The 15,350-nt window shown below is 31.2% G+C and carries 18 protein-coding genes; 12 read left to right on the top strand and 6 right to left on the bottom strand.

The window, feature by feature from the left end; genetic code table 11:
• The first annotated feature begins 1 nt into the window (after position 1).
• From trpC to ACQ65T_RS09405, 10 genes are all read left to right on the top strand, one after another.
• Complete coding sequence (gene trpC / locus ACQ65T_RS09360) at positions 2-790, top strand: indole-3-glycerol phosphate synthase TrpC (RefSeq protein WP_430400814.1); 789 nt, start codon at positions 2-4, stop codon at positions 788-790.
• Positions 791-816: 26 nt separating this feature from the next.
• Positions 817-1,428, top strand: a complete 612-nt coding sequence (locus ACQ65T_RS09365; protein ID WP_430400815.1) for a phosphoribosylanthranilate isomerase — start codon at positions 817-819, stop codon at positions 1,426-1,428.
• Positions 1,412-2,599 carry a tryptophan synthase subunit beta gene (trpB, locus tag ACQ65T_RS09370; RefSeq protein WP_430400816.1) on the top strand — a complete coding sequence of 396 codons (1,188 nt, stop codon included), beginning with the start codon at positions 1,412-1,414 and terminating at the stop codon, positions 2,597-2,599. The genes ACQ65T_RS09365 and trpB overlap by 17 nt, the downstream gene beginning before the upstream one ends.
• A 126-nt stretch (positions 2,600-2,725) precedes the next feature.
• On the top strand, positions 2,726-3,487 hold the full coding sequence (trpA, locus tag ACQ65T_RS09375) for a tryptophan synthase subunit alpha (RefSeq protein ID WP_430400817.1): 762 nt from the start codon (positions 2,726-2,728) through the stop codon (positions 3,485-3,487).
• 237 nt (positions 3,488-3,724) lie between these two features.
• Positions 3,725-4,291 carry an NfeD family protein gene (locus ACQ65T_RS09380; protein ID WP_430400818.1) on the top strand — a complete coding sequence of 189 codons (567 nt, stop codon included), beginning with the start codon at positions 3,725-3,727 and terminating at the stop codon, positions 4,289-4,291.
• An 18-nt stretch (positions 4,292-4,309) separates the two neighbouring features.
• Complete coding sequence (locus ACQ65T_RS09385; protein WP_430400819.1) at positions 4,310-5,848, top strand: flotillin family protein; 1,539 nt, start codon at positions 4,310-4,312, stop codon at positions 5,846-5,848.
• A gap of 137 nt (positions 5,849-5,985) precedes the next feature.
• A complete protein-coding gene (locus ACQ65T_RS09390; RefSeq protein WP_430400820.1) occupies positions 5,986-6,510 on the top strand; it encodes a CIA30 family protein in 525 nt (174 codons plus the stop codon).
• Positions 6,511-6,683: 173 nt separating this feature from the next.
• Positions 6,684-7,952, top strand: a complete 1,269-nt coding sequence (locus ACQ65T_RS09395) for a serine hydrolase domain-containing protein (RefSeq protein ID WP_430400821.1) — start codon at positions 6,684-6,686, stop codon at positions 7,950-7,952.
• Between the two features lie 269 nt (positions 7,953-8,221).
• Positions 8,222-8,950, top strand: a complete 729-nt coding sequence (locus tag ACQ65T_RS09400) for an RluA family pseudouridine synthase (protein ID WP_430400822.1) — start codon at positions 8,222-8,224, stop codon at positions 8,948-8,950.
• A gap of 10 nt (positions 8,951-8,960) precedes the next feature.
• On the top strand, positions 8,961-9,422 hold the full coding sequence (locus ACQ65T_RS09405; RefSeq protein ID WP_430400823.1) for a GNAT family N-acetyltransferase: 462 nt from the start codon (positions 8,961-8,963) through the stop codon (positions 9,420-9,422).
• A 12-nt stretch (positions 9,423-9,434) separates the two neighbouring features.
• Here the strand turns inward: ACQ65T_RS09405 and yaaA are convergent, their stop codons facing one another.
• From yaaA to ACQ65T_RS09420, 3 genes are all read right to left on the bottom strand, one after another.
• The gene (gene yaaA / locus ACQ65T_RS09410) at positions 9,435-10,193 is read right to left on the bottom strand and encodes a peroxide stress protein YaaA (protein ID WP_430400824.1); all 759 of its coding nucleotides are present in this window, start codon (positions 10,191-10,193) and stop codon (positions 9,435-9,437) included.
• Positions 10,194-10,312: 119 nt separating this feature from the next.
• Complete coding sequence (locus ACQ65T_RS09415) at positions 10,313-10,807, bottom strand: hydrolase (protein ID WP_430400825.1); 495 nt, start codon at positions 10,805-10,807, stop codon at positions 10,313-10,315.
• 12 nt (positions 10,808-10,819) lie between these two features.
• Positions 10,820-11,584: an MBL fold metallo-hydrolase gene (locus ACQ65T_RS09420; RefSeq protein WP_430400826.1), complete on the bottom strand. Its 765-nt coding sequence runs from the start codon at positions 11,582-11,584 to the stop codon at positions 10,820-10,822.
• Positions 11,585-11,699: 115 nt separating this feature from the next.
• On the opposite strand from ACQ65T_RS09420, the gene ACQ65T_RS09425 reads away from it, so the two are divergent.
• Entirely contained in the window at positions 11,700-13,163 is a 1,464-nt protein-coding gene (locus ACQ65T_RS09425) for a TonB-dependent receptor (protein WP_430401354.1), read from the top strand.
• A 28-nt stretch (positions 13,164-13,191) separates the two neighbouring features.
• On the opposite strand, the gene bcp is transcribed toward ACQ65T_RS09425, so the two are convergent.
• Positions 13,192-13,644, bottom strand: coding sequence for a thioredoxin-dependent thiol peroxidase (bcp, locus tag ACQ65T_RS09430; protein ID WP_430400827.1), 453 nt, complete (start codon positions 13,642-13,644; stop codon positions 13,192-13,194).
• A gap of 49 nt (positions 13,645-13,693) precedes the next feature.
• Here bcp and ACQ65T_RS09435 point away from each other — a divergent pair, with 49 nt between their 5' ends.
• Complete coding sequence (locus ACQ65T_RS09435) at positions 13,694-14,350, top strand: endonuclease III domain-containing protein (protein ID WP_430400828.1); 657 nt, start codon at positions 13,694-13,696, stop codon at positions 14,348-14,350.
• Between the two features lie 19 nt (positions 14,351-14,369).
• Here the strand turns inward: ACQ65T_RS09435 and ACQ65T_RS09440 are convergent, their stop codons facing one another.
• Together ACQ65T_RS09440 and ACQ65T_RS09445 are read right to left on the bottom strand one after the other, a co-directional pair.
• Positions 14,370-14,513, bottom strand: a complete 144-nt coding sequence (locus tag ACQ65T_RS09440; protein ID WP_430400829.1) for a hypothetical protein — start codon at positions 14,511-14,513, stop codon at positions 14,370-14,372.
• Positions 14,514-14,562: 49 nt separating this feature from the next.
• A complete protein-coding gene (locus ACQ65T_RS09445) occupies positions 14,563-15,147 on the bottom strand; it encodes an RNA polymerase sigma factor (RefSeq protein WP_430400830.1) in 585 nt (194 codons plus the stop codon).
• Between the last annotated feature and the right edge of the window lie 203 nt (positions 15,148-15,350).

Raw genomic sequence — 15,350 nt, forward strand, 5'->3', positions numbered from 1 at the left:
CATGAATATTTTAGATAAAATCATAATCGACAAAAAACGAGAAGTTGATTTAAAGAAAAGCATTGTTCCTGTTTCTCAATTAGAAGCTTCTGTATTATTTAATGGAAGGACTAACTCAATGTCTAAATTGCTAAAAAACAGTTTATCTGGAATTATAACCGAACATAAACGTCGTTCACCTTCAAAATCAGTCATCAATAACAATCATTCGTTAGAAGATGTTGTTTTAGGCTATCAAAATGCAGGTGCTTGTGGAATTTCTGTCTTAACAGATGGTAAATATTTTGGTGGAAGTTTAGACGATTTATTATTAGCTAAAGCTTCTGTAAACATTCCTTTATTGCGTAAAGAATTTATTGTTGACGAATACCAATTATTAGAAGCAAAAGCTAATGGTGCAGATGCGATACTATTAATTGCAGCAGTATTGGGTAGAGAAGAAATCAAACAATTATCTGAATTTGCACAAAGTTTAGCTTTAGAAGTTTTACTAGAAGTACATAATCAAGAAGAGTTAGAAAAATCTATCATGCCTAGTTTAGATATGATTGGAGTAAACAATAGAAACTTAAAAACATTTGAGGTTAATTTAGAATATAGCAAAGAATTAGCTAATCAAATTCCAGATGACTTTGTAAAAGTTTCAGAAAGCGGAATAAGTTCTATTGAAGCAGTAAAAGAATTACAACAGTATGGTTATCAAGGATTTTTAATGGGAGAACATTTTATGAAAACCGATAATCCTGGAAAAGAAGCGAAAGAATTCATCCGTAAAATTTCATTAAAATGAAAAACGTTAAACTAAAAATATGCGGTATGAAACATCCTGAAAATATTCAGGAAATTGCTAGTTTAGAACCAGATTATTTAGGATTTATTTTTTGGGATCAATCTGTTCGTAAAATGGATTATGAAACTATACCAAAAATCCCTTTAAATATAAAAAAAGTAGGTGTTTTTGTTGATGAATCAATTCATGAGATTTTTGCAAAAGTAAACCAGTTTAAACTTGACGTTGTTCAGCTTCATGGTAATGAAAATGTTGTTTTTTGCAAAAATGTAAAAAAAATTGGTGTTGAAGTTATAAAAGCATTTTCAATTGATAACGATTTCGATTTTAGTACTGTAAAAGATTATGAACCATTTGTAAACTATTTCCTTTTTGATACTAAAGGAAAATTACCCGGAGGAAACGGAATTTCTTTCGACTGGAAAATTTTAGAAAAATATCCCTATGAAAAACCTTTTTTTTTAAGTGGAGGTATTGGAAATACTGAGGTCGATGCTATAAAAGATTTCTTAAAAACTGAAGCATCAAAACATTGTGTTGCAATTGATATAAACAGCCGATTTGAATTAAAACCAGGTTATAAAAGTAAAATTAAACTTAAAAAATTTAAAGTGTTACTATATGAAAACGAAATATAAAGTAGACGAAAACGGATTTTACGGAAAATTTGGAGGTGCTTTCATTCCAGAAATGTTATATCCAAACGTTGAAGAATTAAAAGAAAATTACCTAAAAATAATGGCTGAACCTTCTTTTCAAGAAGAGTTTAATTCATTATTACAACAATATGTAGGTCGACCTACTCCACTCTATTTTGCAAAACGATTATCTGAAAAATACAATACAAGAGTTTACTTAAAACGTGAAGATTTATGTCACACTGGTGCTCATAAAGTAAACAATACTATCGGACAAATTTTAATGGCAAAACGATTGGGTAAAACTAGAATTATTGCCGAAACCGGTGCAGGTCAACATGGTGTGGCAACCGCAACTGTTTGTGCATTAATGGGCTTAGAATGTATTGTTTACATGGGTGAAGTCGATATCAAACGTCAAGCTCCCAATGTGGCTCGAATGAAAATGTTGGGAGCAGAAGTCCGGCCTGCTACTTCCGGTTCAAAAACACTTAAAGACGCTACAAACGAAGCCATTCGCGACTGGATTAACAATCCAATAGATACTTTTTACATTATTGGTTCAGTAGTAGGTCCGCATCCTTATCCAGATATGGTGGCACAATTTCAAAGTGTAATTTCTAAAGAAATTAAAGTGCAATTACAAGAACAAGAAGGAAAAGAAAACCCTGATTATGTAATTGCTTGTGTTGGCGGTGGAAGTAACGCTGCTGGTGCTTTTTACGAATTTTTAGAAGATGAAAATGTGAAATTAATAGCAGTGGAAGCTGCTGGTCATGGAGTAAATTCAGGTGAAAGTGCAGCGACTTCTGTTTTGGGAAAAATCGGAATTATTCACGGAAGTAAAACACTGTTAATGCAAACAGAAGACGGTCAAATCACCGAACCTTATTCTATTTCTGCAGGTTTAGATTATCCAGGTGTTGGACCATTGCATGCTCATTTACACGATTCTAATCGTGCTGAATTTATTGCTATTACCGATAAAGAAGCGATGCAATCAGGTTTAGAAATTTCTAAAATGGAAGGCATTATTCCAGCTATTGAAACAGCTCATGCTTTTTCTGTTTTGGATAAAAAACAATTCAAACCAACAGATATTGTAGTTATCAATTTATCTGGAAGAGGCGATAAAGATTTAAATACTTATATCGATTATTTTGGATTTTAATTTGCTTATTACGTCAGTTCGAGTGTTTTTTGTTTCGCTTCTCGATACTTCAACCAAAAGCTTCAACTCGAACTAACGAAACAAAAAATATACCGAGAACAAATAAATTATAGTAAGAACTCAAAAATGAACAGAATAAACTCAACATTACAAAAAGATAAAAAACTACTTTCTATCTATTTTACAGCAGGATATCCTAAAATAAACGATACCGTTTCTATCATTCAAGAATTGGAAAAAACCGGTGTAGATATGATTGAAATTGGACTACCCTTTTCTGATCCTTTAGCCGATGGACCAACTATCCAAGAAAGTTCGACAATTGCTATCGAAAACGGAATGACCACTTCGCTCCTATTTGAACAATTAGCAAACATTCGCGAAAGCGTAAATATTCCATTGATTATTATGGGCTATTTCAATCCAATGATGCAATTTGGAATGGAAAAATTTTGTCAAAAATGTGCAGAAGTTGGAATTGATGGTTTAATTATTCCCGATTTACCTTTGCAGGTTTACCAAACAGAATATAAAGCTATTTTTGAAAAATATGGTTTAAAAAATATTTTTCTCATCACACCACAAACTTCAAACGAACGTATAGCTCAAATTGATACCATTTCTGATAGTTTCATTTATATGGTAAGTTCAGCTGCCGTTACAGGAAGTCAATCTGATTTTGGAAACGAACAAGTAAGCTATTTCAAACGAATTGCTGATTTAAATCTAAAAAATCCTCAAATTGTTGGTTTCGGAATTAAAGATAAAGAAACCTTTACGCAAGCCACAAAACATCAAAAAGGTGCTATCATTGGAAGTGCTTTTATTAAGTTCATAAAGAATAATTCAATTAGTAAGATTAATGAATTTGTAAAAGCATTGCGTTAATTAAATGCTTAAAAAAAATAAACACATAGACACATAGTTTTCTTTAACTATTTTTTAGACTCTAAAGAATTTACATTTTAACATAGTTCTTAAAATCTATACGAAGCGAAGCGTGTCAACTTCACATAAATTAGCAGAAAAATTTACTATGTTTTTATGTGTTTAAAAAAATATTTATTTCCCCGTTGTAACTTTTTATAAAATTAGTCGTATAATTACTACAACTAACTTATGACTATGAACTTTTTAGAAAATTATGAGCCATTACTAAAGGCTTTTTGGTACATCGCTTTACCTGTGAGTATTTTCTTTGGACTACAAACGATTATGACTTTTATTGGACTAAGTGGAGGCGAAACTGACGTTGACATGGATGCTGATGGAAATGATACGGGCGATATGCCATTTGAAATTTTTACACTTCGTAATTTGATCAACTTTTTGTTAGGATTCAGTTGGACAGGAATTTCTTTGTACAACAAATTCGAAAACAAAACCGTTTTAATTATCATTGCAGTACTAGTAGGAGTTGCATTTGTTGCAGTGTTCTTCTTTTTAATTAAGCAAATTCTTAAATTGTCTGAAGATAATAGCTTTAAAATTGAAAACACCATTAACAAAACAGCCGATGTGTATTTAACCATTCCAGAAAGTAAATCAGGAAAAGGTAAAGTTCAAATTAGTGTAAACGGAAGTTTTCACGAGCTTGACGCTATGACTTTAAGTGCCGAAAAAATTTCGTCGGGAGCAGTAATTAAAGTAATTGCTGTAGAAAACAACATCCTTATTGTAGAAAAACTTTAATCCTTTTATATAACAACTATGTCTGAATTAATTATTATTGTCGTAGCCGCATTTGTGCTATTTGTTACTTTTTTGACTTTAATTTCGCGTTACAAAAGATGTCCTTCGGATAAAATCTTAGTAATTTATGGTCGTACTGGTGGTACTTCTGCGAAATGTGTTCACGGTGGTGGTGCCTTTATTTGGCCAGTTATTCAAGATTATCAATACTTGGATTTAAAGCCAATTTCAATTGAAGCAAACTTAACCAATGCACTTTCTCGTCAAAACATTCGTGTAGATGTACCGTGTCGTTTTACCATTGCTATTTCAACTGAAAGCGATAGTATGAATACAGCTGCAGAACGTTTATTAGGACTTTCTCCAGATCAAATTCAGGAATTAGCTAAAGATATTCTTTTCGGACAATTGCGTTTGGTTATTGCAACGATGACTATTGAAGAAATCAACTCTGATAGAGATAAATTCTTAGACAATATTTCGAAAAACGTAGATTCTGAATTAAAGAAAATTGGTTTAAAGTTAATAAACGTTAACGTTACTGATATTAAAGACGAATCGGGTTATATTGAAGCATTAGGAAAAGAGGCTGCTGCTAAAGCAATCAACGAAGCTAAAATTTCGGTTGCTGAGCAAGAAAAAATTGGAGAAACAGGTAAAGCAATGGCCGATCGTGAAAAAGACGTTCAAATTGCTGAAACACATAGAGATCGCGACGTTAAAATTGCAATTACCAATAAAGACAGAGAAGTAAGTATTGCCGCAGCTTTTAAAGATGAAAGTATTGGTAAGGCTGAAGCTCAAAGAGATACGCGTGTTAAAACTTCAGAAGCAAATGCAATTGCTATTCAAGGAGAAAATGAGGCGAAAATTGCTATTGCAAAATCGGAAGCAACAAGAAGAGAACGTGAAGCAGAAGCATTGCGTATTGCCTTAGCATCTGAAAAAGTACAAAGCGCAAAAGCATTAGAAGAATCATATGTTGCAGAACAAAAAGCAGAACAAGCACGTGCCGAAAGAGAACGTTCTACTCAAAATGCAAACGTGGTAATTCCTGCTGAAATTGCAAAACAAAAAGCAATTATCGATGCACAAGCCGAAGCTGAAAAAACTAGAGTTCAAGCAAAAGGAGAAGCAGATGCTATCTTTGCAAAAATGGAAGCTGAAGCAAAAGGTTTATATGAAATTTTAACCAAACAAGCTGAGGGTTACCGTGAAGTAGTTAGCGCTGCTGGTGGCGATCCAACAAAAGCTTTCCAATTATTGTTAATTGAAAAATTACCAGAATTGGTTAAAACACAAGTGGAAGCGGTTAAAAACATTAAAATTGATAAAATTACCGTTTGGGATTCTGGAAACAACCAAGACGGAAATGGTTCAACTGCTAACTTTGTTAGCGGAATGATGAAAACCGTTCCTCCATTAAACGACTTGTTTAATATGGCTGGTTTAAACTTACCAACCTATTTAAAAGGCGATGACAAAACAGAAGAAGTAAAACCAACTAAAATTGTTGATGCTTCTGATGATATTACACCAACTGAAGAAGTGAAGTAATTTTTATCACAATAATTTTTCTAAAAATCCCGAGTGAAAGCTTGGGATTTTTTTATACTTAAACGCCCTATAAAAGCTTGTTAAATTCTTTAAAAAACAAGTATTTAAGTTTATATTTAGACTATAAATAAAATAATATGAAAATGGCCTTACTCCTACTCTTTGCATTTATGAACTCTACAATTATTTACGATTTTAACAAAAAATCTTCAACTAGAGATTGGAGAGTAATTGATGATGGCGTAATGGGCGGTATGTCTCAAGGAAGGTTTTCAATTAACAGTGAAGGTAATGGTCTTTTTGAAGGAACAATTTCATTAGAAAACAATGGTGGATTTTCTTCTATACGTTATGGATTTGACAAAATTAAAGTAAACCCACAAAGTACAGTAAGCATTCTTTTAAAAGGAGATGGAAAAAGCTACCAATTTAGAATAAAAGACAAATACAATAATTATTACTCATATATTACCACTTTTGAAACAACAGGTGAATGGCAAACAGTAGAACTTAAACTTAGCGATTTATACCCTTCGTTTAGAGGAAGAAAGCTCGATTTACCAAATTTCAGAAGTGATTCTTTTGATGAAATTGTTTTTTTAATTGCCAATAAAAGGAACGAAACCTTTAAACTGACTCTAGATAAAATATCACTGAACTAGTTATTAAAACATTTTACAAATAAACTATCCTAAGCATTAAACATGGATTTTTTTATTCATAATTTGTTTTTTGAGTATATTTGGAAAACAAAATTTTTATTAAAACAACCATGTTGCGCATATACAATAGTTGCCCACAATTGGAAAAAAAACACGAGCAAAAAATAAACTGAATGAGAAACTTTAAGTACATCGCAATAATAATCCTTACAATATTAATTTGGACTGCGTTCATCGGTTACGGATTTATGAACGGGTTTCTTTTAAAACCTATTACTTCAAAACAAACATCGGAGGCTTTTATTGAGGCAACCAAAAAGAAAATAGACGATGAATTTGTTGGAAATTTCGCAATGACACTAATTGAAAATGGAAAAATTTCAAAGCACTTCTTTTATTCTGTTGACAAACCCGTAAATGAAAATACTGTTTTCCCAGTTGCATCAATCAGCAAATGGATTACATCTTTTGGAGTCTTAAAATTAGTAGAACAAGGCAAATTGGATTTAGACAAACCAGTTGACTATTACCTAACAAGATGGCATCTGCCAGAAAGTGAATTTGACAATAAAAAAGTGACCGTTAGGAAATTACTCTCACATTCCTCTGGTTTAATTGACGACCTTGGCTATGATGGTTTCTCACCAAATGAAACTTTGCAAACAATTGAAGAATCATTAACTAAAGCTTCAGATACGGAATACTCTGATGGTGTTGCAATAGTTGGCTATGAACCTGGTAGTAAGTATATGTATTCGGGAGCTGGATATACAATATTGCAATTATTAATTGAAGAAATTAGCGGTAAATCATTTCAAGAGTATATGACACAAGAGGTTTTAGAACCTTTGAAAATGGAAAACTCGACATTCGTACTAACAGAAAAACCAAATATTCAGTTAGCTCAAATTTTTAGAAATGACGGAACAACTAGGGGAATGAACAAATTTACTGCACTTGCTGCGGCATCATTATTTACTACTTCAGCAGATTTATCAAAATTTTTAGAAGCAAATATTTCAAGTAACCCAGTTCTTTCTAAAGAAACAATTGCGAAAATGACCACACCTGAAACGTTTATAAATACCATTGGTGTTTATGGATTAGGTCCTCATTTATATAGTCAAAACGACACAAAATCAAATATTATTGGACACGATGGTAGCGGAAATAATGCTATCAATACTGCTGCGAGAATCGACCTCAAATCTAAATCTGGAATAATAATTTTAGAAACTGGAAACTGGAATATAGCATCATCAATTGCAGATGAGTGGATTTTTTGGAAAGCAGGAATTGCTGACTATGTTGTAATGCAACGTAATAAATCATACGTATTAACTTTATTGATAATTGGTTATATAATTATTATTGCTTTATCGATATTCATAATCCGAAAAAAGAACAGACAGCGGAAAACAACTGTGGGCAACAATGTATAAAAACAATAGCGGTTTTAGTGCTAAATCTAAAGTAAGTAAATATAAATAAGGTCTGTGTTTAACCGAAAAGTTAGTGTGTAGAATCCGCTACTATTCTTATACTAGACCGTTAACAAAACAAAATCCAAACCCAAGAAACCCATATCGTTCCTGCGCTAATTGCTCCTATTCGTTTGCAAGAATACGGAGTTGGAATTTTTAAGTCGGCTTTTACCAAGTCGGCCTTAAAAAAAGTTCTCAAAAAAAACAGCATCACCGTTAATGGGTTCGTGGCTACAACCGCAACTTTAATTCATGGCGGCGAAACTATTATATTAACCTTACAAGAAGATACAAGTACCAATAAAAGATTGGATTTCCCTTTAAAAGTTTTATATGAAGATGACTATTTAGCCATAATTCATAAACCGGGAGGTATTTTAGTAAGTGGTAACGGTTTTAAAACCATTACCCATGCTTTGCCACAAAATCTCAAACAAAGTCCGCTTGAAGATGCTGCCAAACCACAACCGGCACATCGTTTAGATTATGCCACAACAGGCGTTTTATTAATTGGTAAAACAAGCAACAGTATTAGGGTTTTAAACGAACTGTTTGAAAACAAAACCATAAGTAAAACCTATTTTGCGGTTACAATTGGCAAAATGCAAACACAAGGCATAATTACTAATGAAGTAGACAGTAAAGAATCAAAATCAAGTTATAACGTATTGGCTAAGCTTAATTCAGATCGCTTTGGCAAACTTAATTTGGTACAATTGAATCCTCATACCGGTAGAAGACATCAATTGCGTATTCATTTAGCCAGTATTGGAAATCCTATTTTAGGCGATAAAACCTATGGAAAAGAACCTTTTATTTTAAATGGAAAAGGTTTGTATTTGCATGCCTATTCTTTACAGTTTACACATCCGTTTACCAACGAAAATATTCATATAAAAGACGCTTTCCCTGAGCGTTTTCAAAAACTATTTGCTGATCAATTAGCTACACTTTAATTCTTAGAACATGATTGAAAAACTGCAGAATAACGACCTAAAAGTAGCTGAAAAAATACGCGCAGTATACCAAGTATCATATAAAGTAGAAGCTGAATTATTAAAAGCAGTCGATTTTCCACCGTTGAGACGAGTAATTGAAGATTATATCAATTGCAGCAATCAGTTTTTCGGATTCATAAAAGAAAATAAATTGGCTGCTGTAGTAGAAATCATCCACAATAAAGAGTTTACACACATAAGAAGTCTAGTAGTTGATCCCGTATTTTTCAAACAAGGAATTGCCTCAAAGCTAATGGAATTTGTTTTGGACACCTTTGATTCTTCTCTTTTTGTAGTAGAAACAGGAGTAGATAACGGGCCAGCGTCTGCATTGTACAAGAAATTTCATTTCAAAGAAGTAAAACAATGGAACACCGATCATGGTATTAGAAAAGTAAAATTTGAACGCATAATAAATGATAAAACTTAAAAAAATAAGATTTTATCTTGTAAAAACTATTTTATTCCCTTTAGATAAACTAGCATCAAAAGCATAACCATCGTAGTTAAATTGCTTTAAATCGTCAATGGTTTCAGCATTGGTGTCAATAATATAGCGCACCATCAATCCTCTAGCCTTTTTGGCAAAGAAACTTATCATTTTAAGCTTACCATCTTTATAATCTTTAAATTCAGGAATAATAACAGCGGATTTTAACGCTTTGGTATCTATGGCGCTAAAATATTCATTACTAGCTAAATTGATAAACAATTCATCTTTTGAAAGTTCTTTGTTCAATGCATCGGTAATGGTTTTTTTCCAAAAGTCATACAAATTCTTCTTTGTGCCTATCGGCATAGAAGTCCCCATTTCTAAACGATAGGGTTGCATCAAATCGAGTGGTTTTAACAAACCGTACAATCCTGATAAAATTCTCAATTTATCTTGTAAAGCGGGTAGTTTATCTTCTGGAATCGTATATGCATCTAAACCTGTATACACATCGCCGTTAAAAGCATAAACTGCTGGTCGTGCGTTTTCGGGTGTAAAAGGTGTTACCCAATTTTGGTTACGTTGCCAATTTAAATCGGCCAACTTATCTGAAATAGACATGAGTTCCATTAATTGCTTTGGATTTTTCTTTTTCAAAACCTTTTGAACCGTTTCTGATTTCTTTAAAAATTCAGATTCAGTATATAATTTAGTAGGCAATTTGGTTTCAAAATCCAATGACTTTGCAGGTGATATAACGATTTTCATAGTCTAACTTTTTTCAAAAATACAAATTAAAGATATAAATACATATACGTTAAAATTGCAATTTTCGATTTAGGTATAATTAATTTTTATAAAAAAGGCTCCAGATGGAGCCTTTTAAATTATTTCATGGTTTGCTTTTCATACATAATAGTTTCAACCGTTTCAAAATCGGTTGGTTTGTCCTCATTATAAAAATACTTAATTAAAACTTGTCCCCATAAATTAGAATTCGAATATTCTGCAATAATCCATCTATGGTTTAACATTTTTGCTTTATTGATGAAAAATGGTTTTCCTTCAATTGGTTCATAAGGAACTAATTTATTACCATCCTTATTTGTATTTAGTGTTACTAAGTCTTCATTAACTTTAGCCATTACTTTAGGGTAGTCTAAATTTTTATTGTAAAAATAATCTTGTGCATCTTGATCTGTTTCTATAGAAAAATAATCACTTGCTTTTAAAGAGTCAATTGAAGCGGTAGCAACTTTCATATTATCTTTTAACATCACAACTTCAGCATCTTTTGCTTTTAAGATTTTGTTTGAGTTTACGTATAAAAAAACATTTATCAATAATGAAAAGATAAATAAATACATGAATGTGTTTTTCATAAAAAATTAAGATTAAATTGAAATTTCTAAATTATCATATGCTACATAAACGTTATTTGGAAGTTTTTGTTGTATTTCATCATGAAATCCAAATAAGTGACTTATGTGTGTTAAATATGCTTTTTCTGGTCGAACCAAAGATATAAAATCTAAAGCTTCTTGTAAATTAAAATGTGTGTTGTGCCTTTCCTCTCTTAAACAATTAATTACCAGAATCTTACAGTTAAATATTTTATTAATTTCTTGTTGTTCAATGGTTTTAACATCTGTCAAATAAACAAAATCATTAATCATATATCCAAAAACTTGTAGACTTCCGTGATAAGCGTTTATAGGAATTACTTGTGTTTTATTTATACTAAAAGGTTCATTTTCTTTTACTTCATATGTTTCAACAGATGGAGCACCTGGATATCGGTTTTCTTTTTCAAAAATATAATCAAAACGTCTTTCTAAATTTTGAATCACCCTTTTATGTGCATAAACAGAAAGAGCGCCTTGTTTAAAATTAAACGGACGAATATCATCTAATCCTGCAGTATGATCGGCATGTTCATGAGTAAATAAAAGAGCATCTATCTTAGAACACTTAGAAGTTAGCATTTGTTGTCTAAAGTCTGGACCGCAATCAATTACAAAAGAAAAGTCATCTGAATGAACCCAAACAGAAACCCTTAATCTTTTGTCTTTTAGATCATCACTTAAACAAACAGGATGATTGCTTCCAATTACCGGAATACCTTGAGATGTACCTGTCCCTAAGAAATAAATCTTCACTGTTATATTTTTACACAAAAATAATAATAAATACCTTAATTTTTAACAAAATCATTAACTTTGCAATTAGATGATTAGTAAAATTGACCCTAAACTACTTCGATAAATGAAAAGTATTGTAACTGATATTAAATTAAGTGGAGATAAAATGATAGAGCAAATTCCTTCTCTAAAGGATAAAGCTTTAAGAATTAATCTAAATGAATACATATACGGTACATTCTCTGAAATTGGTGCAGGACAAGAAACAGTTCGTCATTTCTTTAGAGCAGGTGCGTCTTCAGGAACTATTGCAAAAGCAATGTCCGCTTATGATAAAGACTTTAGTGATGCAATTTATGGAGTTGAAGATGATGGTCGTTATGTAACAGAAAGCAGGTTGCGTAAAATGCTTTCTCATGAATCTAATTTAATGGAAGAACGTTTATTAAGAGATAAACATCCTAATAAATTATTCTTTACTTACGCAAACACGGTTGCAACAATTGACTTTGCAAAACAATATAAAGGCCACGGTTGGGTTGGTATTCGTTATCAAGTAGAACCAAATGAAGCATATAACGAAATTTTACTACATATCCGTTTTAAAGAAACAGATGCAAAATTACAACAAGAAACATTAGGAACATTAGGTGTAAACTTAATTTACGGTGCTTTTTATAAATATGATGACCCAAAAAAATTATTACGTTATTTATACGACCATTTAGATAAAGACCAATTAGAAATTGACACTATTAATTTCTCCGGTCCTCGTTTTGCGAATGTAGATAATCGTTTAATGAGTTTACAGTTGGTAAAAAATGGAATGACTGATGCAGTAATGTTTGGACCAGATGGAAATAATATTCTACCAGCTGCTGTTTTATACAAAAAAAATATTTTGGCTTTAAGAGGAAGCTTCAGGCCTGTTACTAAAGTAAACATGAACATGTATAAGAAATCTTATAACATGTTTCTTGAAGAAAAAAAAGTTGACAAAGAAAATACATTAGTAATTTTTGAAATTACTTTATCGAACTTAAAAGCCGAAGGAGAAATTGATGAAAGAGATTTCTTAGATAGAGCAGAATTACTTTGTTCTCTTGGACAAACGGTAATGATTTCTAATTTCCAAGAGTACTTTAAAGTTGTTGAATATTTTTCAGACTATACAAAAGCTAGAATGGGACTTGCAATGGGAGTTAATAACCTTGTAGATATTTTTGATGAGAAATATTATCGTCATTTATCTGGAGGAATATTAGAAGCTTTTGGTAAACTATTTTATAGAGATTTAAAAGTGTACTTATACCCAATGAAAGATGAAGATGGAGTTATCATTAATTCTGACAATCTAAAAGTACACCCAAGAATGAAAGAGTTATACAAATTCTTTAAATTCAATGGAAAAGTTGTAGATATTAAAGATTTTGAAGAAAAAAACCTCGAAATATTTTCTAGAAAAGTATTAAAAATGATTTCTAACAATAGTGAAGGTTGGGAAAAAATGCTTCCTGAAGGAATTGCTGAATTAATTAAAACACATAATCTGTTTGGATTTGATTCAAAGAAACAAATAGCAGAAAAAACAAACTAAAAAAATCCCGCAATTGCGGGATTTTTTTTTAATCTAATATTTGGGAAGCGTGTTCTTTTGTTTTTACTTTATCTATAACATCAGTTAAAATACCGTTTTCGTCAATTACAAAAGTAGTTCTGTGAATACCGTCATATTCTTTTCCCATGAACTTTTTTGGTCCCCAAACTCCAAAAGCTTCGATAACTGATTTATCTTCATCAGCTAAAAGTGCAAATGGCAGATTGTTTTTCTCAATAAAATTTGCTTGACGTTTAGCATTATCGGCACTAACACCTAATAATTCATAGTTATTTGCTTTAAAACGTTCAAAATTATCTCTTAAATCGCATGCTTCTGCTGTACATCCAGGAGTACTCGCTTTTGGGTAAAAGAAAACAACTAGTTTTTTACCTTTATAATCTATTAATGAATGTTGTTTCCCGTTTTGATCTAATGCTGAAAAATTTGGAGCCTTATCTCCTATTTTTAAAGTTGTCATTTATTTTTAGTTTAAAGTTTAAAGTTTATTTTTGTTTAAAAGTACAAAAATGACAAAGAACGAAAAAGTAACATTTGTTATAAATACGTTAAACGAACTATATCCAGAAATTCCAATTCCTCTAGATCATAAAGATCCTTATACACTATTGATTGCTGTTTTACTTTCTGCACAATGTACAGACGTTAGAGTAAATCAAATTACACCGTTATTATTTGCGAAAGCTGATAATCCGTATGACATGATTAAAATGACTGTGGAAGAAATTAAGGAAATTATTAGGCCTTGCGGACTTTCGCCAATGAAATCAAAAGGAATTCACGGATTATCACATATATTAATTGACAAACACAACGGTGAAGTTCCACAAAGTTTTGAAGCATTAGAAGAATTACCAGCCGTTGGGCACAAAACTGCTAGTGTTGTAATGAGTCAAGCGTTTGGTGTTCCTGCATTTCCCGTTGATACTCATATTCATCGTTTAATGTACCGTTGGAATTTAACCAATGGTAAAAATGTGGTTCAAACTGAAAAAGATGCAAAACGTATTTTTCCAAAAGAACTTTGGAACGATTTACATTTACAAATTATTTGGTACGGAAGAGAATATTCTCCAGCACGTGGTTGGGATTTAGAAAAAGATATAATTACTAAAACTATAGGTAGAAAATCGGTTTTAGATGAGTATAACAAAAAAGCCTCGTAATCTGTTTACGAGGCTTTTCTTAATTAGCAATAATTTCAAAGGTTAGTTTACCTACTTTTTCAACTCTTAATGCTTTTGAATAATTAAGAATAAACGAAATCGTTTCTTTTTTAGGTAACATTTTATTGGTTGCTAATTTCTTTTTAGAGTAAAGTTTTGCCATAGAGGTTGTTTTGTTTTCATCTATAACGCAAACTATATTATATTATTGTTTAATTTGTTAAAACAATTTGGTTTTTTTCTATCAACTTTCTTAAATTCATTACGGCATAACGCATTCTTCCTAATGCTGTATTAATGCTAACCCCTGTAGAATCTGCAATTTCTTTAAAACTCAGGTCTTGATAAATACGCATTTTTAAAACTTCTTTTTGATCTTCAGGAAGCTCTTCAATTAGTTTGGTTAAGTCTAATTCAACTTGTTCTAATATAATTTGATTTTCAACATTCAAACTCGTATCTGATATAAGAGAAAAAATAGAGTATTCATCTGTATCTCTTTGAAAACGCATTCTTTTAGATTTTCTAAAGTAATCAATAACTAAATTATGCGCTATTCGCATTACCCAAGGCAAAAATTTTCCTTCTTCATTATACGATTTAGCTTTAAGGGTTTTAATGACTTTTATAAATGTGTCTTGAAAAATATCTTCACACAAATCTTTATCATTGATTTTTGAATAAATAAATCCGTAGATTTTAGACTGATGTCTCTCAATTAAAATTGATAATGAATGTTCATCACCATCAATATAATTTTTCACAAGAACACCATCTGAAAGTTTGTGATTAGCCATAATATTACCTTTTAATTTATTGGGGTTTTAAATTTTCTAAAAAGTAATTTTATGAATAGGCTATTTTGTTTTGATTAATAATAAGTTCAAATTTAATATAAAAAAAATGTAATAACCAAATATTCCTCAATATTTTTACTTAAAAAATTCATATTTAATACATTTTACACTAAATATCGCCATTATTTTTATATATATTCGGT

Origin of the sequence: Flavobacterium sp. (assembly GCF_965284515.1) — a bacterium.
Taxonomy (GTDB): domain Bacteria; phylum Bacteroidota; class Bacteroidia; order Flavobacteriales; family Flavobacteriaceae; genus Flavobacterium.